The sequence below is a fragment of the Shouchella xiaoxiensis genome (assembly GCF_016907895.1).
GTDB lineage: Bacteria > Bacillota > Bacilli > Bacillales > Bacillaceae_D > Shouchella > Shouchella xiaoxiensis.
Genome location: NZ_JAFBCV010000005.1, coordinates 218,968 through 238,639 on the forward strand (window position 1 = coordinate 218,968; position 19,672 = coordinate 238,639).

20 protein-coding genes are annotated in these 19,672 nt (G+C 43.1%); 4 read left to right on the forward strand and 16 right to left on the reverse strand.

Annotated elements, in window-relative coordinates:
- The first annotated feature begins 48 nt into the window (after positions 1 to 48).
- A complete protein-coding gene (locus JOC54_RS10255; protein ID WP_204466131.1) occupies positions 49 to 792 on the forward strand; it encodes a polysaccharide deacetylase family protein in 744 nt (247 codons plus the stop codon).
- 21 nt (positions 793 to 813) lie between these two features.
- Here the strand turns inward: JOC54_RS10255 and JOC54_RS10260 are convergent, their stop codons facing one another.
- The 11 genes from JOC54_RS10260 to JOC54_RS10310 form a co-directional block, all read right to left on the reverse strand.
- The gene (locus JOC54_RS10260) at positions 814 to 1,908 is read right to left on the reverse strand and encodes a D-alanyl-D-alanine carboxypeptidase family protein (RefSeq protein ID WP_204466133.1); all 1,095 of its coding nucleotides are present in this window, start codon (positions 1,906 to 1,908) and stop codon (positions 814 to 816) included.
- 137 nt (positions 1,909 to 2,045) lie between these two features.
- Positions 2,046 to 2,798 (reverse strand): class B sortase, encoded by a 753-nt coding sequence (gene srtB, locus JOC54_RS10265; protein ID WP_367617789.1) that lies wholly within the window; start codon positions 2,796 to 2,798, stop codon positions 2,046 to 2,048.
- Positions 2,782 to 3,600, reverse strand: coding sequence for an ABC transporter ATP-binding protein (locus JOC54_RS10270; RefSeq protein ID WP_204466136.1), 819 nt, complete (start codon positions 3,598 to 3,600; stop codon positions 2,782 to 2,784). Before JOC54_RS10270 ends, srtB begins: the two co-directional genes overlap by 17 nt.
- Positions 3,587 to 4,570, reverse strand: a complete 984-nt coding sequence (locus tag JOC54_RS10275) for a FecCD family ABC transporter permease (protein ID WP_204466137.1) — start codon at positions 4,568 to 4,570, stop codon at positions 3,587 to 3,589. Before JOC54_RS10275 ends, JOC54_RS10270 begins: the two co-directional genes overlap by 14 nt.
- A complete protein-coding gene (isdE, locus tag JOC54_RS10280) occupies positions 4,567 to 5,475 on the reverse strand; it encodes a heme ABC transporter substrate-binding protein IsdE (protein WP_204466138.1) in 909 nt (302 codons plus the stop codon). Before isdE ends, JOC54_RS10275 begins: the two co-directional genes overlap by 4 nt.
- A gap of 19 nt (positions 5,476 to 5,494) precedes the next feature.
- Positions 5,495 to 8,350, reverse strand: coding sequence for an NEAT domain-containing protein (locus JOC54_RS10285; protein ID WP_204466140.1), 2,856 nt, complete (start codon positions 8,348 to 8,350; stop codon positions 5,495 to 5,497).
- A gap of 12 nt (positions 8,351 to 8,362) precedes the next feature.
- Positions 8,363 to 9,028 (reverse strand): heme uptake protein IsdC, encoded by a 666-nt coding sequence (gene isdC / locus JOC54_RS10290; protein WP_204466141.1) that lies wholly within the window; start codon positions 9,026 to 9,028, stop codon positions 8,363 to 8,365.
- Positions 9,029 to 9,059: 31 nt separating this feature from the next.
- Positions 9,060 to 9,383, reverse strand: coding sequence for a heme oxygenase (gene isdG / locus JOC54_RS10295; protein ID WP_035422368.1), 324 nt, complete (start codon positions 9,381 to 9,383; stop codon positions 9,060 to 9,062).
- Positions 9,384 to 9,449: 66 nt separating this feature from the next.
- Complete coding sequence (locus tag JOC54_RS10300; RefSeq protein WP_437183532.1) at positions 9,450 to 10,454, reverse strand: FecCD family ABC transporter permease; 1,005 nt, start codon at positions 10,452 to 10,454, stop codon at positions 9,450 to 9,452.
- Positions 10,451 to 11,404, reverse strand: coding sequence for an ABC transporter substrate-binding protein (locus JOC54_RS10305; RefSeq protein WP_204466143.1), 954 nt, complete (start codon positions 11,402 to 11,404; stop codon positions 10,451 to 10,453). The genes JOC54_RS10300 and JOC54_RS10305 overlap by 4 nt, the downstream gene beginning before the upstream one ends.
- Before the next feature lie 144 nt (positions 11,405 to 11,548).
- The gene (locus tag JOC54_RS10310) at positions 11,549 to 12,598 is read right to left on the reverse strand and encodes a 2,3-butanediol dehydrogenase (protein WP_204466144.1); all 1,050 of its coding nucleotides are present in this window, start codon (positions 12,596 to 12,598) and stop codon (positions 11,549 to 11,551) included.
- A gap of 185 nt (positions 12,599 to 12,783) precedes the next feature.
- Here JOC54_RS10310 and JOC54_RS10315 point away from each other — a divergent pair, with 185 nt between their 5' ends.
- Entirely contained in the window at positions 12,784 to 13,092 is a 309-nt protein-coding gene (locus JOC54_RS10315) for a hypothetical protein (protein WP_035441111.1), read from the forward strand.
- Between the two features lie 37 nt (positions 13,093 to 13,129).
- Here JOC54_RS10315 and JOC54_RS10320 read toward each other — a convergent pair whose 3' ends face one another.
- Positions 13,130 to 13,477 (reverse strand): hypothetical protein, encoded by a 348-nt coding sequence (locus JOC54_RS10320; RefSeq protein WP_054794012.1) that lies wholly within the window; start codon positions 13,475 to 13,477, stop codon positions 13,130 to 13,132.
- 523 nt (positions 13,478 to 14,000) lie between these two features.
- Here JOC54_RS10320 and JOC54_RS10325 point away from each other — a divergent pair.
- Positions 14,001 to 14,948, forward strand: a complete 948-nt coding sequence (locus tag JOC54_RS10325; RefSeq protein ID WP_204466146.1) for a Gfo/Idh/MocA family protein — start codon at positions 14,001 to 14,003, stop codon at positions 14,946 to 14,948.
- A 238-nt stretch (positions 14,949 to 15,186) separates the two neighbouring features.
- Here the strand turns inward: JOC54_RS10325 and JOC54_RS10330 are convergent, their stop codons facing one another.
- Together JOC54_RS10330 and JOC54_RS10335 are read right to left on the reverse strand one after the other, a co-directional pair.
- Positions 15,187 to 15,396 carry a hypothetical protein gene (locus JOC54_RS10330; protein WP_054794010.1) on the reverse strand — a complete coding sequence of 70 codons (210 nt, stop codon included), beginning with the start codon at positions 15,394 to 15,396 and terminating at the stop codon, positions 15,187 to 15,189.
- A gap of 38 nt (positions 15,397 to 15,434) precedes the next feature.
- Positions 15,435 to 15,692 carry a DUF2642 domain-containing protein gene (locus JOC54_RS10335; RefSeq protein WP_204466149.1) on the reverse strand — a complete coding sequence of 86 codons (258 nt, stop codon included), beginning with the start codon at positions 15,690 to 15,692 and terminating at the stop codon, positions 15,435 to 15,437.
- Between the two features lie 176 nt (positions 15,693 to 15,868).
- Here JOC54_RS10335 and JOC54_RS10340 point away from each other — a divergent pair, with 176 nt between their 5' ends.
- A complete protein-coding gene (locus JOC54_RS10340; RefSeq protein ID WP_204466151.1) occupies positions 15,869 to 17,116 on the forward strand; it encodes a glycosyltransferase family 2 protein in 1,248 nt (415 codons plus the stop codon).
- 75 nt (positions 17,117 to 17,191) lie between these two features.
- Here the strand turns inward: JOC54_RS10340 and JOC54_RS10345 are convergent, their stop codons facing one another.
- Together JOC54_RS10345 and JOC54_RS10350 are read right to left on the reverse strand one after the other, a co-directional pair.
- On the reverse strand, positions 17,192 to 18,316 hold the full coding sequence (locus JOC54_RS10345; protein WP_204466153.1) for a DegT/DnrJ/EryC1/StrS family aminotransferase: 1,125 nt from the start codon (positions 18,314 to 18,316) through the stop codon (positions 17,192 to 17,194).
- Complete coding sequence (locus tag JOC54_RS10350; protein ID WP_204466156.1) at positions 18,313 to 19,608, reverse strand: nucleotide sugar dehydrogenase; 1,296 nt, start codon at positions 19,606 to 19,608, stop codon at positions 18,313 to 18,315. The genes JOC54_RS10345 and JOC54_RS10350 overlap by 4 nt, the downstream gene beginning before the upstream one ends.
- Positions 19,609 to 19,672: the final 64 nt, after the last annotated feature.

Consider the following 19,672-nt stretch of genomic DNA (forward strand, 5'->3'; position numbering starts at 1 on the left):
GTAAAATCACATACTAAGTCCATCCTTGTTGAAAGTAGTGAATCGACCATGAAAACAAAAGGTGGACTATTGTTTACGTTTGTATTACTCCTGACATTTTTTCTTCCATCAGAAGTGAGTCACGCGGTAATTAAGGAGCGTCATGAATACGAACGGACCGGTAATGTTTTTTGGGAAGCGCAGACGGATGAAATGCTCGTAGCACTGACATTTGACGATGGACCCCATCCGGCTAATACACCTGAGCTTCTTGATTTACTCAAGAAGCATAACGTCCATGCTACTTTTTTTGTGGTTGGTAAATGGGTTGATGCTTATCCTGAGCTGGCTCACCGTATTGTAGACGAAGGACATGAAATTGCCAACCATACATACAGCCACAATTATGACGAACAAATCTCTAAAGACACGCTCATGGATGAAATCGAGAAAACAAATGTCCTGCTCGAATCAGAGCTCGGGTTCAGACCAACATTTTTCCGTCCCGTTGGTGGCTACTACACAGATGAGATTATTGAAGCAGCGATCGACTTGAATCAAGATGTGTTACTCTGGTCGTGGCACCAAGATCCACGTGACTGGGCGGGTCCACGAATGGAGTCAATCGCAGCGCATATCCTTAACGGAATTACCCCAGGCGACGTCATTCTTCTGCATGACGGTGGTGGAGATCGAGAAGAAACACTAAAAGCCGTTGACCGGATTATCCCGATTTTAAAACATCGTGGTTATTCATTTGCGACTGCTTCTCAATTGCTTCATAGCAACACGCCAAGTCCCGCCTCTTCATAGAAGAGCGGGACTTTTCTTCATTTAAAAATGGAAAAAACGTAAAAGACGATCTAGGAAATTGGGCTCAGACGTGTCAATTGCCTCTTCTACATCTGTGCCCGTTTCAGCCTCTTTTTTTTCTTCTTCAATCAGGCTTAATTCCTCAACTAAGCGAATGGTCTCTCCTTCTGTAATAACGAGGCGCTGTCCGAGTACGGTTACTTCCAAATCATCACGATCGCCAAATGTCACATAAGCATCCTGCTCAAGTTCGTATTGTTGACCATCTTCATCTTCAAACACTTTACCAGCTTCCAGTTCATTCGTAGAAAAATGCTCTGTTCCATAGCTGAGTAAGCTTCTTGCATCGCTGTAAGCCGCTTGCGAACTCGGCGCATTAAGCGTCACAACAATCCATTCGTCATCTTCTGTTTCCGCTGAGGTGACTAATGTAAAGCCAGATTGAGAAACAAATCCATTTTTCACACCAGTAATTTCATCGTGATCGCGAACGAGCTGATGATGGTTATAGAGCGTTGTTTCCCAGCTCTCCCCTTCCCAGTCAAGTTCTTCTGTACCAACTATCTCCCGAAACGTTTCATTATTCAGCGCGTATTGCGTAATTTTTGCCATATCATAGGCCGTTGTATAGTGGTTTGCATTGTATAAACCATGCGGATTCGTAAAATGTGTATTTGTAACGCCAATTTCATCTTCTAAGAACTCATTCATTTCCTGAGCAAATGCTTCTTCACTGCCAGCAAGATGCTCGGCAATTGCGCTCCCGGCATCATTTCCTGAGTTAATCAACAGTCCTTGGATAAGTTGTTCGAGCTCCATTTCTTCATCTTCAAGCAAAAAAACGGTTGTTCCAATCACATCAACAGCATCTTCGCTTACAGTGACAACCTCATCCAAATCGCCTTGTTCAATAGCCATAATTCCCGTTAGAATTTTCGTTATGCTAGCGGGATACATTTGCTTGTCCGCTTGTTTTGCATAGAGAACTTCCCCGGATTTTTTACTTATTAATATGGCCGTTTCGCTTGTTACAGTAGGCTCTTCGGCCGCGACAGTTTGCGTAAGCAATCCAAGGGAGAGCACTGTCCCCATTGTGCTAATTACGATCTTTCTCATGTAGTTCCCCTTTTCCAGCTTGATAGAATTCCCCCAAGCTACATTAAAACATAGAAAGATGTACAGGCAATCACATGCAAATCACAATTTGATAACAAATAAAAACAGCTTAAACTCAAAACGTTTTTAAGCTGTTTCTAACCCGTCTGTTCAACCAATTTTCCATGGACAACAAAGCGACCATTTTTGCCAGCTTGGCTAGCGTCACAAGTCGATAAAGTCATAATTTGATCGTTTTCATTTACTTCAACAGCTGATTCAAACATTGAACGGCCTTGAATGTCGTCAATAAAAGAACTGTAATGTGCCTGATCGTTAAACTCCGTTTCAATATAGTAGAAATCAGTTGTCGTGTAATAAACGGAAAAGACCTCGACTTGATAGGATTTCTCTGGTGTATCAAACAAAAACGCATACTGCTCATCAAAAAACGCTTGATCCGTAAACGCTGATAACCCGCTAAACATTGAGCCGTCACGCATCTCGTGGCCATAGAGAATGGTATGTCGATCTTCTGCTACGTCCCGAACGCGGTAATCCATAAAAATGCTGCCTGCCCGGTTCTTCTCTTCTTTGTAATTCCTGCGTAAATAATACTCATTGTCTTGCGCTTGCAGCACAGGGTAGTCAATCGAGGTGCCTTCAATCTCAATCCAGCCGACAATATCCGAATTAAGATCCTGAAGCGGAGCAAATGCTTTTTGTTGACCTTCAATTGATACCGATTGTTTATCTATAGCGTTCCTGTCTCTTTGATCAAACAACTCTTGTGCGTCTTGCAACACTTGGCGGTTGTTCCAATAGTCATAACCAATAAGCAGAAGGTGAATGGTTGCATAAATGAATAATCCTGCAAATAAAAAGGTGATGCCTTTATTTACCCACCTCACATGCTTCTCCTCCATTCACTAGTGCTCCAGTTGCTGTTCCAATTGGCACCAGGACGCTCCCTGATTGCTCATTTGAATGTATGATCGTTTCAATTTGGAATACGGAGCGAATGCATGCACTCGTTAGGACCTCTGCTGCACTTCCCTTTGCCACAAGCCTGCCAGCTTTCATAACCCAGACATCATCGCTGTATTGTAGCGCTTGATTTAAATCATGCAAAACCATCACAACCGTCTTTGCCTTTGATTGATTTAGCAGACGCACGCGCTCTAGTATCTCAAACTGATGATACAAATCAAGATATGTTGTCGGTTCATCAAGCAAAATCACATCCGTTTCTTGAGCGAGGGCAAGCGCCAGCCAGACGCGTTGCTGCTCACCACCGGATAAAGAGTCTACAGATACATCTGCATAATGCGTTAATCTTGTGACGGATAACGCCTCATCAACAGCCCTTTCATCTTCACTCGTCCAAGAACGTATCATCGTCCGGTAGGGGTGGCGTCCATAGGAAACTAACTTGCGGACACTAAGATCGAGCGGTGCCTCATTCCTTTGATAAACAACCGCCAGCTGTTGTGCCAGCTCCTTCCCTTTGAAATGAGCTAACTTTTTCCCATTAAAACGAATTTCTCCCCTTGATGGAGCAAGCTGTCGCGCCAGCATAGCAAGCATCGTTGACTTACCGCTGCCATTCGGACCGACGATTGTCGTTATTTTGTTCTTTTTAATTTCCCCTGACAAAGCTTCAATCAATGGTTTTTTCGTTTGATAGGAGAATGACACATTATGAAGTTCCATTGGCAAATTTACTCCTTCTCAATAAAAAGATTAGAAAGGGCCCACCGATAACCGACATAAGAATGGAAGCTGGTAATTCATTCGGTGCAATCATTAAACGACCGAGCGTATCAGCCAGTAACAACAAAAAGGCGCCACCAAGTGCTGAGAACGGCAGAAGTACCCGGTAATCATTTCCAACTAGCTGTCTGCCAATATGAGGGATAAGCAATCCGAGGAAAACGATCATCCCTGCTAGAGCTGTTGCGACTGAAGCTAAAACAACCGCAACAACGGAAACAACCATTCGGACAACCGTAATACGCATTCCTAAACTAGCAGCGGTTTTTTCACTCAACTGAAGTACATTACAAGCACGGGCTAACAATAATGCTAGTAGAATGGCTATTCCACCAAACAACATCATCGCATTGGCATCTGTCCACGTTTTCATCGATAAGGTTGATGATGTAACCGTTGAGATGCTCGTAACAGAATAACTCCCCCGATATTGGAACACTTCCGTTAAACCCGAAAACGTGGCATGGACAGCAACCCCAATTAAAATAAGCTTTAATGGACTCAGCCCGCCTTTATAAGCAAAGGAATAAACGAGTAAAAACGCAGTCATTCCGCCAACAAAAGCAAACAGCGGCATATAAAAATAGAGCTGCGGAAAAATCGTTACAAATAAGATTGCGACAAATTGAGCGCCCGACGAAATACCAATAATTCCTGGATCAGCAATCGGATTCCGCATAACGGCTTGAATTAAAGCTCCAGCAAGAGCAAGTGCTGCACCAGCGATTGTTGCCACAATAATGCGGGGAAACCGCAAATCATAAATGACGTTCACTTCTTCATCAAGCCCTGTGCGCACCCCTTCTACTAATTGACTAAATGAGACAGCAATACTGCCACTCATCGTCGCCCAATAAAGAACAACAAGAAAGAGCACCGTTAAAACGAAAAACACGAATCCCTTTTTCATAAAGGCTGCTCTTCCTCTCCATAAAACATCTGCTCTAGCTCATCCATTGCCTCCATAACAGCAATATTCCCAGTCGTGCCAAAAAGCAGTTCCTCTAAATCATAAACTCGCCCTGTCTGAACTGCATTAAAGTGCTTCCATATATCATTTGTTTTAAATTCTTCATTAAACATCTCAACAACTTCGTCAGGCATACCATGCGCAGCTCGCAAGATAATGTCCGGGTTCGCTTTCTGGAGATGTTCTGTATTCGAGGCCAAATACTCTGCTTCTTGTTCACCCTCAATGACATTTACACCGCCGGCTAGTTTAACAAGATCGCCAACATAGGAATGTTCCGTCGCAACGAGGTAACTGCCTGGCACGCCCATCAAGATTAACACGGTTGGCGGCTCCTCATTTTCAGCACGACTAGCAAGTTCGTCTGCTCGTTTTTCAAACGATTGAACCAATTGAGCCGCCTCTTCTGCGCGTCCATACTTGGCCCCGATTTGTTTAATTTCTTCATTCATGCTCGCGACACTTTGAAAATCAAGGAACTCCGCCTCAATTCCGGCACGTGAAAAGGGTTCCTCTAAATCACTTTGTAATGACGTGACGCTCCAGACGACATCCCCTTGCAGCTGGCGAATTTGTTCAAGATCGGGACTCATCGGATTCCCAATTTCCGTTACTTCTTTGTAGCGCTCAGGTAAATCCTTGTAGCTCGTTGGAATACCTGCTAAATCTAGATTAAGTGCATCGGCAAGTTCTACTGCGGAGACGGTCGTCGCAACAATACGCTCCTCTTGTTCGTCTGACGCCTGAGGCTCTTCTTCTGTTTGAAAACGTTCAGAAGTAGGCTGGCATGCAGCAAGCACGCCAGCCAAAGCCGCACATAAAAGTGCTTCTTTTTTATACTTCATCGTTAAGCTCCTTTACTACCTATTCACTGGCCAGTTTCTTTCTTCTACTCCATTTCCAGCCGAAGAAAGCGATTGACAAGATTAACAAAGCTGAATAAAAACCAATTGCTGCTGAATCAAATGTTTGCGGGTTGTTCGCAGCATTTGTTCCGGCTGAAGTACCGCCTGTTCCATTGCCCGAATTGCGATCAAAGCTAAGCGGAGTTTCATTGTTATTGTCATCGTTGTTGCCTTGATTGTTGTCCCCCCCATCGTTTGAGCCATTTCCATCACCTGGTACAGCTGGATGAGGTGTTTTTTCTGCTTCAACAAGCTCCAAGCTTGCCGGATCAAAAACGATTTCCACATCGTATGCATTGTTATATGTGAAGCCTGGAATTCCAGTTACTTCAACATGAACCCATGCATTTGTTTTCTCAGCTAGAGAATTCGTCGTAAAACGGACGGTCCGCTCTTGCGTCTCGTTATTCTCTGAAACAAGTTCAGGACGCTCGCCATTTACGGTGAAATCCTTGTACCAGTCACTATTTGTAAGCGTTAAATCAACTGTATAGTTGTCACCTTTAACGAAAACGGTAGCTGGCTTTTTCGTATAACCATCCATGACGGAAACTTCCGTTGTTCCTTTTTTCAAAACAGAGAAGTCAATTGTATACTCTCCATTTACGAGTTCTTGTGGCTGACCACCATTGTTTCCGTTGTTATTATTACCATTATTGTTGTTACCATTGTTACCGTTATTACCATTATTGTTGTTTCCGTTGTTACCGTTATTTCCATCGTTTCCATTCGGATCTTCTCCGCCACTCGTTGGTGGAGGGACTTGGTCCTCTTCAATTAGAATCAAAGAATCTAAATCGAATGCTAATGTCGCATCATACTGATTGTCGTACTCAAATCCCGGGATATCTTCAACTGAAATATGCACCCATAGGTCAACCGCGTCTGCTAAATCTTGAATGTCAAAACGGACGGTGCGCTTGTCTTCTTCTTCGTTAACAGATACTGTCTCAACGGTCTCACCATTGATTTCAAATCCTTTGTACCAACTATCGTGAAGCAGTGTTAAATCAACCGTTATCTCGCCATCTTTCACAAATAGAGATGCAGGTTTTTCTGTATACTGATCCATTACCGATAAATCCGTTGTTCCTTTTTTCAGAACAGAAAAATCAACTTCATACTTGCCATTTACAAGTTCGTCATTGTTCGGTTCTTCCGTTCCTGGTTGCTCAGTTCCTGGCTCTTCTGAGCCCGGCTCCTCAGTACCTGGCTCCTCAATGCCCGGCTCTTCCGTTCCTGGCTCCTCAGTACCTGGCTCTTCCGTTCCTGGTTCTTCTGTTCCCGGTTCTTCTGTTCCCGGTTCTTCCGGCGCTTCAACTAACTCAACCGTTTCTAAATCAAACAGAATTCGAAAAGCTTGCGTATTTTCATAGACACTTCCGTTCGGCAATGCCACGCGCATAGATACCTTTGCTTGAACCACTTCTGAGAAATCTGCGACTTCAAACGCATACGTTCTTGTGTTTTCTGCTTGGTTCTCGTTTACAACTTCGCCTTCTATGAATTCGCCAGCCTGTTCAAGCTGCAACGACGTAATTTGGTGGCTATCTTTTACGGTTAATTCAACTGTGTTCGTTCCTGCTTTCACAGTTAAATCTGCAGGATTGACTAGATAGCGGCTCATTGATGAATCGCGGTCTTCCGTCGCGTGCTTCACTGCAAAGCCAATTGTGTACGTACCATCTTCTAGTGATGCAGGTTCTTCTGTTTCTGGCTCTTCCTCCGGCGCTTCAACTAACTCAACCGTTTCTAAATCAAACAGAATTCGAAAAGCTTGCGTATTTTCATAGACACTTCCGTTCGGCAATGCCACGCGCATAGATACCTTTGCTTGAACCGCTTCTGAGAAATCTGCGACTTCAAACGCATACGTTCTTGTGTTTTCTGCTTGGTTCTCGTTTACAACTTCGCCTTCTATGAATTCGCCAGCCTGTTCAAGCTGCAACGACGTAATTTGGTGGCTATCTTTTACGGTTAATTCAACTGTGTTCGTTCCTGCTTTCACAGTTAAATCTGCAGGATTGACTAGATAGCGGCTCATTGATGAATCTCGGTCTTCCGTCGCGTGCTTCGCTGCAAATCCAATCGTGTACGTACCAGCTTCTAGTGGGGCAGGTTCTTCAGTCCCTGGTTCTTCGGTTCCTGGCTCTTCTGTTCCTGGTTCTTCCGTTCCTGGCTCTTCTGTTCCTGGCTCTTCTGTTCCTGGTTCCTCAGTTCCTGGCTCTTCAGTTCCTGGTTCTTCTGTTTCTGGCTCTTCTGTTCCTGGTTCTTCAGTTCCTGGTTCTTCAGTTCCCGGTTCTTCGGTTCCTGGCTCTTCTGTTCCCGGTTCTTCTGTTTCTGGTTGATCAAGCTCAATAATTTCTGCTTCTGCGAAATAAAAGGCAATGTCAACTTCGTATTGACTGTCATAATTAAAGCCTGGGATACCTGTTACGACAATATGTACCCATGCATCAACGGTTTCTTTATTGCTCGTAAAGCGGACAACACGCTTATTGTCAGCTTCTAACTCCTCAACGATTTCCGGTGCTTTTCCTTCAATCGTAAACTCTTTATACCAGCTTGCATTCGTGATTGTTAAATCGGTTACGTATGCACCGTCCTTCACTTGGACTTGTGCGGGTTTCTGTGTATAACCATCCATGACGGACGGTTCACTCGTACCTTTCTTTAAAACCGTGAAAGGAACATCATACAAACCATCTGCAAGCGTTTCTGCAGCTTGTGCCTGCTGACTTGCCGCTGGCATAACCAGCGCGAATACAAGCAGAAACGCTAACGTACTATTTAGCCATTTTCTTATACTTTTCACTTTGTCTCCTCCTTAGTTCAACGCTTGTTTTCTACGGTTGATAAGGAGTACAATAGCACTGATGATGGCAATGCCAATGAGCAAAGCAACTGGAGCTGCATCACTTGTTTGTGGATTGTTCTCCTGCTTGGTTTCTTGTTGATTCGCTGTATTGCTGTTGTCTTCCGACGATTGAGCTGCCCCAAGCGGCTCGTCGTCATTTGTTTCTGTTGCTGCTTCGGTTGCTGCTGATGCGGTTTGTGTTAAACTGCTTTCATCAAAATCAAAGCGGACCGTGTAGCCATGATCGTAATCAATGTCAGGTACGACTACATGAATCTTTGCTTCAGTCATCTCGCTAATACCTGTTAGTGGGAATTGAACGCGGGCTTTATCATTTGCTGCATCCTCTGATAAAACCGTTACATCTTGAAAACTACCGTTGCGTGGTGTTTTAAATTCAGTGATCCAAGCGTAATGATTCAACGTCATCTCCACTGTTATTGCGCCATTTTCCACTTGGAGGGTAGCTGGCTTTTCCCAGTAATCATTTGCAATCGATGCAGATGGGTCTGTTCCATGCATCACCGTGTAGTCAATTGTATATGTCCCATCTTCAAGTGCAGCATGCGCTGGCGCTGAGAAAAATGAGAGCACTAGGAACAGGGCAATTGCCACACGGATAAGGCTTTTCATCATAAACCTTTCCTCTTTTCTACAAATGTGAGAGTTATTGTGCTTGTGCGATTGGCATCCGAACGACTTCTACTTGGTAATACTCAATTTCGTTTCCGATAATGTAATCTGGACGTGCATTTTTTCCTGTATGTGCTTCACGGAATGCTTCGCTCTTTGTCCATGCTTTAAAATCTTCAATCGCATCCCAACGTGTACTGATCGTTACTTCATCACGCTCTTTTGCCTTCGTATTTACAAGTACTTCCAAACCACAAAACCCTTTTGCAAATTCAATTTTTCCGATTTTGTTAAAGCGCTCGACAAGCTTATGGCCTTCCCCTTTTTCAATAAGCGTTTTGTTTGCTACGATAATCATTTTGTATCCCCCTAGATATAGTTAGTTTGTAAAGCGAGTAAACCTCTCTTCACCTCCTTTAAAGAATTAAAGATTCATTCCTTTTTTCCGAATTAAATAAAGAAAGAATGGTGCACCTAAACAGGCCAGTAAGATTCCTGCGGGAAACTCCAATGGATCGAAGGCCGCTCGCGCAACCGTATCGGCTCCAACAACAAGTGCTGCTCCGCCAATCATTGAAAAAGGCAACAAGAAGCGATAATCACTGCCAATATACAATCGAATCATATGTGGCACGACTAAGCCAACAAAGCTAAGCAACCCAGCGACACTAACCGCCGCGCCAGCTAGTAAACTCGCAAGTCCTAATAGGAGAAAGCGAGAGCGCTCGACTGACACGCCCAGTAATTTTGCCGTGTCGTCTCCGAGAAGTAGTAAGTTAATCGGACGAATGGCAAAGATCGTTAATAATAAACCAGCGATGGCATAAGGAAGCATAAAGTCAAAATGATACCAACCTCTTCCTTGAAATCCACCTGCAAGCCACGGAAGCAGCGATTGCACTCGGTCGCTATACAAAATCATAAGACCACTTTGAAGAGCCCCAAAAAGAGCATTTACAGCCACACCGGCCAAAATAAGCTTTAATGGTGAGGCTCCGTTTTCCCATGAGAGCACATAAATCACAATCGCTGCGACAATTGCGCCCGCAAAAGCAAAGGCAGGCGTTAAGTAGCCGAATTGCGGCAGAACTACCATGGCAATCGTTGCAGCCAACCCAGCTCCTGCCGTCACGCCGATAATACTTGGATCAGCAAGGGGGTTTTTCATCACTCCTTGTAAAATGGCACCTGATGCGGCCAAACAGGCTCCGGCAAGTGCTGCCACCAAAATGCGCGGGAGCCGGACATTAAACAAAATAAGCGAGTGCGCCTCTTCCCGATTTTGCAGGGCACTAACAACATCCGATGTTGAAAAGACAATCGCTCCAAACAAAAGCCCACTTACAATTGCCATTAGCAGGAACAGTGGTAAACCAAAACTTAGCCCTTTTCTGCGTCTCGATCGCTGTTCAATTGTTAATGGCTTCAATTTTGCTGAACGTCTTTCAGCTTTTCATACATATAATCAAGGGCATCAATGATTCGTGTTCCAGGATTCGTGCCGAACAGATCAGCAGGAAGAATGTGCATTCGACCTTCTTGTACTGCAGGAAGCTGCGACCAACCCGCATGTTGATTCATTTCTTGTTCAAAGCTGTCTTGCACATTTGTCGGATCACCATGCGCCATAAACAGGACTACATCTGGGTCTTCTTCAATTACTCGTTCTGGCGACAACGCCGCATACTGGGGATATTCTTGTAGTTGCTCAAACGTGGCCGCTGTATTGACGCCACCTGCCCCGTCAAGAACACTCCCCGCCAATGATTGCGGTAAGGCGATTAAATTCGATCCTGGTGCGCCATAAACGAGCAGCGCGGATGTTTCGCTATGTAATGCCTCTTCTTGCAGCTGCTCTTCTTTTTTTGTAATTGAATCGATTAGCTCTTCCGCTTCTGCCGATTTCTGAACAACCTCGCCAATAAGCTCGATTTGATTTTTAATCTCATCAACGGAATTCGCACTTGTTAAAATGACTTTCGCGCCAGAACTTTCAAGCGTTTGCACGTCTTTCAGATTCATCGGATAATTAGCAAAAATAACGTCTGGCTTCGCAAGCATTAAACGTTCACTATCTGCCTCATGATAAGAGCCTACCTGAACAGCTTCTTCTGCCGCTGATACAATCGAGGCTTGATGGCCCGTTGGTCTTCCTGCAACCTCCTCTCCTAATGCATAAACAATGTCTAGTTCACCATTTCCTAGCACAGCAATTCGTTCTGGGACGTCTGCGAACGTTACGTCACGGTCAGCAAAGTCTGTAACAGTGTACGCTGCTGATTCACTCGTTGAGTTAACTGGCTTTTCCTGCGCAGTTGTTTGACAACCTGCAAGCATGATGACAAGACATACAGCGCCGAAAAAGGTGGATTTATTCATTTTCATACCCCTATCGATAATGAGAATCAATTTCATTTACTTTTATATTATTGATAATGATTATCAATGTCAAACGTTTTTTTAACAGATAGATGAAAAAACAAATAAAGCAGATGACTACGGTCACCTGCTTTCACGAATGGTTTATTTCGTTAAATCAATTAAAATCTTTGCCTGGCTCTTATCTTCAAGCAATAGCTCTAACCCTTTCTCAACAACATCATCGAGCTTAATTTTTTTCGTGATCACTTTCTTTACATCAAGGCTACCAGATGCAATCGAAGCAATAACGTCTGGAAAGATGTGGCGGTATGCGAGTGTTGCCGTAATGGAAATTTCTTTCATCAGAACTTGAACCATATCCACCGTTACTGGTTTAGAGAAGGCAGCAATGACCATTAATTGACCTTCTTTTTTCAACGATTGCAACGCTGCTTCAAACGTGGGTTGTACGCCGGCTGCTTCATACGCAACGTCTATCCCACGAGGCACAATCTCATAAATCTTCTCCACCGGTTTCTCATCCATGCTGTTAATTGTATGAGTTGCTCCACACTCGATTGCTTTTGCAAGTCGTTCTTTTGAAACATCAATGGCAATAATTTGCGAAGCTCCTGCCGCTTTTGCTGCAAGAATAGTGAGAAGACCTATCGGACCAACACCAAAAACAGCAACAGCTTGTCCAATTTTTAGCTGGCTTTCTTTTACTGCTTGTACCGATACAGCAGCCGGCTCCACAAGCGCACCTTCTTCGAGTGATACCCCTTCCGGCAGTTTATGCAGCATACTTGCTTTAACGGCAGCGTATTCGGCAAAACCTCCATCATCATTTAAACCAACAAAACCGACTTGGCTGGATAAATTGTATTTTCCTTCTTTTACGAATGGGTCATCTTCTTTGAAAAGGAGCGGTTCAATCGCCACTTTTTCGCCCACTTCAAACCCGGTTACGTCGTCGCCAATTTCTGCTATCGTTCCGGCAAATTCATGCCCAAGCGTAAGCGGGACTTCCTTTCCTGTCAGCACATCTGGACCGTCAAGTGGAATGGATAAGCCATGATGATAGGCGTGTAAATCACTGCCGCAAATTCCCGCGTAACTTACCTTCACTTTCACCATGCCCGCTTCTACAGTTGGCTCCTCGACTTCTTCAACACGCACGTCTTTCTCTCCATAAATTCTTGCTGCTTTCATCTTCCCACTCCATCTCTTTCAGTTTTAAAAAACCTATAAAGTAGTATCTGCTTTACCCTATAAGCTATTCAACCAAACGTAACTGTCTTTTTTAAAAAAACAGTTTAAAATCCCGCCATTGCGGAAATGTAAAGAGAGGTTCATACTTACTTGGAACAATTAGAAAATAGAAAGAAGGCATCATCATGAAATTAGCACAAATTACGATTATCGCGCTTGTCCTATTTATTAGTGGCTGTTCAAGCAATCAAAACAGCTTCGAAGAACAAAGAGACGAATGGCCTGAACTTGCGGTCGTTGAAGCTGAAATCGGCTCCGACTGGGACAATGTCTCTGTTGAAAACGATCAAGGCAATAGTCGTGTTCTTCTGTATGAGACAGATGGAGACGTTATGTACAAATCCGTTTATGTCTTAAGTGAACAACGACTAAAAATCATCCACACGCACGAAGGCGATGAAGGATTGGTTTTTGATAACGTCATTGACGAATAAAAACAAGCGCACAGGCTATGGTGCGCTTTATCTATCTTTACGCTGTATGATCATGTGCAATGACTTCGTCAAAGGTACCCGTAAAGGTAAGCCATCTAATACAAATTCCATCGGCAATAACGGTATCACATGTCGCAAATGCCGCCTCATCAGATGCGCTCGACCAGCGAGCGTGACTATACCAACTAAACGACTCAACCTCATCAGTAGGTCTACACAAGTACAAATCAACAGTTTCATGTTCTTCTTTTAAATCATTCAGCAGAACGGCAATAAGTTTTTTTGCACCTTCATGATCAAGCTCATCCGTAATATGTTTCACTTGTATGCCTGAACTTGATTGAGCTGTATCTTTTTTCACTTCAGCAAATTGATTTCCGCTCATAAACCCCATCCTCTCAGGTGTCAGACTTAATAAGTGAACCGTGTCTTGGGGGAAGACACGGTTCTATAAATATAGGGAAAAGGGCAATGCACAAATCAATTCGTTTGATTTGTCTTTCTTGTATAACCGATTTGCATAGTTATAAACCTGCTTTTTACAGTTAATGTGCAATAGCTTGTCCATGTTCGTGCAAAACAACCATCCAATACAAATAAGAAGGATGATCGACATAGGAAAACTTCATTTCAGCCTAACCCCTTTCGCTAACCATTTGAAAGAGATGATTCATCCAGCACTCTCAAAACTGCGACCATCGATGCTCACTTTCAAGCCTTCTACTGCAGACACTTCCGCCTTAGCACAACCTTGCACCTCGGGAAAGACTATCGCAAACCCGTGTCTTTTGCTTCATTTTGACGATAGCGTTACGTACGTCCATTCAACTTGCATACTCTTGCATAAACTAGTTTGTATAGCTATTCATTATCTATAAATGTTCATATTGTAAAGTGAGGAGAATTCAATGAAAGTCGGAGTTATTGGTGCTGGAAAAATGGGGGAAAACCATGTTCGCACTTATTTATCATTAACACAAGAATGCCAATTTATTGGATTATTCGATGTCAACCAAGTCCGCAGTAACGAAATAGCGGACAAGTATCATGTAAAAGCCTTTCCAACTATTGATACCTTGCTTAAGGAAGTAGATGCCATCAGTATTACCGTGCCAACCGCCTTCCATTACGAAATTGGTCTTGCTTGCATAAAGCATAGAGTCCATATTTTGATGGAAAAACCAATTGCTTCAACCCTTGCACAAGCACAGCAACTAAAGCTGCAGGCTGAAAAAGAAAATCTATGTTTTCAAGTTGGACATATTGAACTGTTTAATCCGCTAGTGAAAGCGTTGCAAGAAGCCATAAAAGATGAGGAAGTCATTGCGATTGAAACGCATCGGATGTCTTCATTTAGCGCACGGATCGAAGGGGTCGATGTGGTGCAAGACTTAATGCTGCACGACCTTTATATTTTAAACACGCTTCTTGCGAACGACAGCATTCAAGAAGTCCAGACAGTCGGTCACCTAGCAAAAGGGATGCCGACACATGCGGTCGCAATTGCTAAATCAACCAAAGGAATTGCTCTTCAACTGACCGCTAGTTATCAATCAAACAAAAATGTGCGATCGATTCATTTGTTGACGCAGCGCGCCTACATGGTAGCAAACTTATTAACGAACGAACTTGCTATTACACGATCGACCGAACCATTTGGGAGCTTTTCCCGTTCAACGACGGAAATCATTCAAGCACCGTCCTTTCACCAGCCACTAGCACTAGAACTACGGGCTTTTCTATCATGCATTAAAGCACAGAGCAGACCTTTTGTAACAGCAGCGGATGGCATTCAAGCCCTCGCTCTTGCCACAAACATTAGTGAGTCTATTCAATTAGCTAATAAAAACGCTTAAAAAAAGATGTCCCAGTTGCCGTTTGCGCATCTGAAGGGCATCTTTTTTTGTAAAAGTTTTATTAGATATTGCTTGATAACATAAGACGAGCCATTGACTTTCTTTTCCGCTGATGAAGTATAATCCCGCCGCTCAACCTCTCCTACAATTTAAAGCTACTCTTCTTTCTATTCTAGAAAAACAGAAGCTAAACACTAAAAAAAGAAGCACATATTTGGGCTTCTTTTTAGTGCGAAATTTATATGGTTTGCGGGAACCTCACGTAGTTGATCGCATCAATCGATATAAACTGGCTTGTGCCGGATTCATAGCCATCGGTTATAGTAACCTCAAGTAACTCTGGTGTGACTCGCACGACTAAACCTTCAATTAAGTTTGTATCTGTTGCAACTTCTACACGTGCACCAAGTCGGTCTGAAAGCTCTTGGTAAAAAAGACGCTTGAACAAAACGATTTCCTCCTTTGCCTCTATTTTCTGTTAGTCTCTTAAAATGATTGAATCGTTTCGATTTTATCAATTCGCACAAAGACTTGTGTCTCGGTTTCATCAATTAGTACGATATAGTCTTTTTTCGTTGAAAGCAGTGTGCCTGAAACAAATCCAAATGGCGTTGACACTTCAATTTGCTCTCCAACCAAGCTTTTTAATAGGCCTCTTTTTGTAGCAGGAAAGCGCCAAAGTACTGGAAATAGCAAAAACAGAAAAAATGATTTTATCGCATACAAAAAACGTTTAATCAACATTTTATCCCTCCCTTTGTATCTCCTTTAGTAAATGCATGCAAATTCAAATTGCTTGTTAGATTGCCCTGTAGCCTCGCGAATTCCATCCGTGTCCTGTCTCGCTAATCTAAGCCTTCTTGAATGATCAACCGCCACATATCTTATTTAAAACTCTATTTATAAGGAGGTTTCTAAACATGAAGGACATCGTCGCTATCATCATTGTCCATGAGAGCCGTGATTCGATTTGGCACACGCTTGCCTCGCTTAAACAACTGGAGAAACATCTTCAAATGATAGCGATTGTTCATCCCCCTGAATACCACTTGCCAAGACATCATTCAAACTGCATTTCCTACCCCGTTAAGGGTGATGACATTGGTATGACGTTAAATGATCTCCTGCGTCATTTAAACGCTTCTTACGTTCTTCTGCTTCGTTCTGGCGCATCCTTGTCCACAACGGTTGATATTTCTTCAACCATAAATCAAACAAGCGGCGCAGTTGGGAATCAATATGCATTGTTCATTCCTAAAGCTACTTATGTGCGCTATCCTTTTCCTGACCAAGACCTGCTTCCCTTTCCAGAAGCCTTGTTGCCTTTCTGGTTTTCTTTGCTGCCTCGTGACAAAAAGGTATGCCTCGCACAAAATGAGCAATGGGCTCGTCTAGCAAATCATTCCAAACAAACAAGCGTGCGACAAAAACAAGAATGGACCAATAACTATGCGTTGACCTCAGAGACCAGTTCTGAACTCTCAATAACGGTACTTATTGCAAACTACAATCAGCATCCTTATTTAGACAACGCGATTGCATCATGCCTTATTGGACCTTCCATCCCTGAACAAATTCTTGTGGTCGACGATGGCTCTACCGATGACTCTGTATTTAAATTAAATCGATGGAACGTAGACAAGATCCATATTCTTTTTAATCCCCATAATGAAGGCAAAGCCCGTGCGCTAAACCGCTTGCTCCCCTTTGTCAAAAGTGACTACATTATTGAACTCGATGCCGATGACTGGCTTGACCCAGATGCATTTTCCATCTTGGCTAATGAATTGGTTGATATGCCTATGGAATCACCACTTCTCTACGGAAATTTCCGCAGATGGAAAGCCGAAAACCTCAATCAAGTGCGTTATAAAGGAATCACAAAAGGTAGACAAATCCAAACAAAGCAGGATTTGCTCGGCTATCGTTTTCCGCTTGGACCACGCATTTATCGGACCTCCGCCCTGAAAGAAGTAGGCGGCTTCCCAATTTCCTCCTACGAGGAAGGACGTCTATACGAAGATGTGGCTGTTCTTGATCGACTCCTTGAAGTGGGTCCACTTCTCTACAAAGACTTTACGATTTATAATGTGCGTGACCACATGGAAAGCATTACGCAAAAAAACCACTCCAAATGGAATGGTTTTCTTGATCAACTAGACCCTTAAAGTTCAGGTTAAATGGCTTTTAGGGTCTACTTCAACTTAGTTCCTTTCGCCTTTACATTTTTTGAACGCGAACGCTTAACCCTTCTTTATAAACTGATTAACACATTCAATAATCGTATATTGCGCATCGATTGATAGCTCGGGCGAAATTGGCAAGGCTAAGATGCGGTTCGCTGCCTGTTCCGCCACTGGAAAGTCTCCTTTTTTATAGCCAAGTCCTGCAAATACCTTCTGTAAGTGAAGCGGCACAGGATAATAAACAGCTGACGCAATTCCTTCTTGTTTTAAATAGTCGGCTAGCTGGTCCCGTTCGTCGAGCTCAATACAATATTGATGAAACGTATGCGCTCGCGAGTTTGGAACAATCGGTTTTTTAATTGAATCAACTAATCCTTCAGAATACCGCTTGGCGATTTCCTTTCGTTTATGCAAAAACAAATCAAGAAACGTTAGTTTAACAAGTAAAACGGCTGCTTGAATCTCATCAAGACGGCTGTTTTGACCAATCGACTCATGCATATATTTACTCGTGCTTCCGTGGTTTCGCAGTTGCGTGACTTTATGACTCAATGATTCTTGATTGGTTACAATTATCCCTGCATCACCAAATGCACCAAGGCTTTTGGAAGGAAAAAAGGAAAAACAGCCGATATCTCCTAGTGCACCAACGCGCTCCCCTTTAAATTCGGTACCAATTGCTTGGCAGGCATCCTCAATCACATAGAGATGATGCTTTTTCGCTATTTCTTGAATCGCATCCATATTTGCTGCCTGCCCAAATAGATGGACCACAATAATTGCTTTTGTTTTATCGGTTATTTTTGACTCTATCTCTTTAGGGTCGAGATTATACGTATCGCTTTCAATGTCTGCAAAAACCGGGGTAGCCCCTGTTTGGGCAATCACTTCACCAGTCGCAAAGAAAGTGAACGGGGTTGTCACTACTTCATCACCAGCGCCGATTCCAAGCGATTTTAACGCGATATAAAGCGCATCCGTCCCATTTGCAACACCACTGGCAAATCCTGCATCCACATAGTCTGCCAAGCGCAGTTCGAACAGCTGGCCTTTTTTACCTAATATATAATGGCCACTTTCAAGCACCTCCATGATCTCTTTGAGGAGCATAGGTTTAAGCAGAGAGAACTCGCTTTGCAAATCGACCATTGGAATCGGCGTCCGTTTTTCCTGCCCACTCATAGGCCTAGTCCTTTATAGGCAATTCCCTGTTTTTTTACTGCATGTTGATCAAGTGCATTTCGACCGTCAAATACGAGCTTACACTGAGTAAACCAGCCAAAGTCCAAACTTTTGTATTCATCATGGAACGCCTGCACAATAATGACATCGATCTCTTTCGCTGCTTCTTCGGTTAACGAAAACGGCGTGAGTGCTCGTTTTTTTGTTTCTGCATCAGTAAACATTGGGTCATGCACAAAAACGTCTGCTTGCTTTTGCTTTAATTGGTCTACCAATAACCAAGTCGTTGATTTTGTTTCTTCTTTTACATTCTCGCGATACGACAAACCAAGAATCAGCACTCGTTTGTCTTTTAGCCCGTCCATATAATCATCGATTTCTTTGACCGCACGACCGGCCATACCATCGTTTACTTCCCTCGCTAAATGGGCGAGTCCCTCAGACAAACCTCGTTTCATAAAAAAGTATGGATAAATCGGAATGCAATGGCCTCCAACACCAATTCCAGGTGAATGAATATGCGAATAAGGTTGGGTGTTGCTTGCTTGAATTACTTCAACAATATTGACGTTCTTTTCTGAAGCGTAAACAGCTAGTTCATTCGCTAAAGCGATGTTCACATCACGGTAAACACATTCTGCTACTTTAGCAAACTCAGCTGTTTCAGTAGACTCTACTTCAATAATGTCTGCTTGAATCGCTTGCTTATAAAACGCTGAAGCACGCTGTAAACTCTCAGCGTTTATACCACCAACAATTTTAGGGTATTTTTTTAAGTCACTTAAGATTTTATTTGAATAAACTCGTTCTGGACTATACGCTAAAAAGAAATCCGTTCCTGCTTTTAAGCCAGAAACAGCTTCCAACCTCACACCAAATCGATCTCTTGTATCTCCGGTTGGTAAAGTTGTTTCAAAAATAACCGTTGTATGTTTCGTTAAACCTGCCGCAATCTGTTCAACAGCGGCGTCCATATACGTATAGTCCACATCATTATTTTCATAGATAAGAACTGGTACAACAACAACGACAATATCAGCTTGGGAAACAGCTGTTTTTGTATCAAGTGTTGCGCTCAATTGTTTGTTTTGGTGACCTTGTATAACAAGTTCATCAAGTCCTGGCTCATTTTTCACATGTGATATTCCAGCATTTACAGACTCAATTACTGCTTGATTTACATCAGCACCAATAACATCAAAGCCATTGCTCGCATAAATGGCAGCCATTGTCAGCCCTATTTTCCCTAGACCGACAACTGCCACGGTCTCTCTCTTCTGTACTTTTTTCATAAAGCGTCTCCTCTTCTCGATTGATTCCAGTCTTCATTACCTACTGTATGTAGGGGTTTTTTAG

Coding starts and splice junctions, on each gene's coding strand:
- JOC54_RS10255 (WP_204466131.1), top strand. CDS start 49: ATGAAAACAAAAGGTGGACTATTGTTTACGTTTGTATTACTCCTGACA.
- JOC54_RS10260 (WP_204466133.1), bottom strand. CDS start 1,908: ATGAGAAAGATCGTAATTAGCACAATGGGGACAGTGCTCTCCCTTGGA.
- JOC54_RS10270 (WP_204466136.1), bottom strand. CDS start 3,600: ATGGAACTTCATAATGTGTCATTCTCCTATCAAACGAAAAAACCATTG.
- JOC54_RS10275 (WP_204466137.1), bottom strand. CDS start 4,570: ATGAAAAAGGGATTCGTGTTTTTCGTTTTAACGGTGCTCTTTCTTGTT.
- isdE (WP_204466138.1), bottom strand. CDS start 5,475: ATGAAGTATAAAAAAGAAGCACTTTTATGTGCGGCTTTGGCTGGCGTG.
- isdC (WP_204466141.1), bottom strand. CDS start 9,028: ATGATGAAAAGCCTTATCCGTGTGGCAATTGCCCTGTTCCTAGTGCTC.
- isdG (WP_035422368.1), bottom strand. CDS start 9,383: ATGATTATCGTAGCAAACAAAACGCTTATTGAAAAAGGGGAAGGCCAT.
- JOC54_RS10305 (WP_204466143.1), bottom strand. CDS start 11,404: ATGAATAAATCCACCTTTTTCGGCGCTGTATGTCTTGTCATCATGCTT.
- JOC54_RS10310 (WP_204466144.1), bottom strand. CDS start 12,598: ATGAAAGCAGCAAGAATTTATGGAGAGAAAGACGTGCGTGTTGAAGAA.
- JOC54_RS10315 (WP_035441111.1), top strand. CDS start 12,784: ATGAAATTAGCACAAATTACGATTATCGCGCTTGTCCTATTTATTAGT.
- JOC54_RS10320 (WP_054794012.1), bottom strand. CDS start 13,477: ATGAGCGGAAATCAATTTGCTGAAGTGAAAAAAGATACAGCTCAATCA.
- JOC54_RS10325 (WP_204466146.1), top strand. CDS start 14,001: ATGAAAGTCGGAGTTATTGGTGCTGGAAAAATGGGGGAAAACCATGTT.
- JOC54_RS10335 (WP_204466149.1), bottom strand. CDS start 15,692: ATGTTGATTAAACGTTTTTTGTATGCGATAAAATCATTTTTTCTGTTT.
- JOC54_RS10340 (WP_204466151.1), top strand. CDS start 15,869: ATGAAGGACATCGTCGCTATCATCATTGTCCATGAGAGCCGTGATTCG.
- JOC54_RS10345 (WP_204466153.1), bottom strand. CDS start 18,316: ATGAGTGGGCAGGAAAAACGGACGCCGATTCCAATGGTCGATTTGCAA.
- JOC54_RS10350 (WP_204466156.1), bottom strand. CDS start 19,608: ATGAAAAAAGTACAGAAGAGAGAGACCGTGGCAGTTGTCGGTCTAGGG.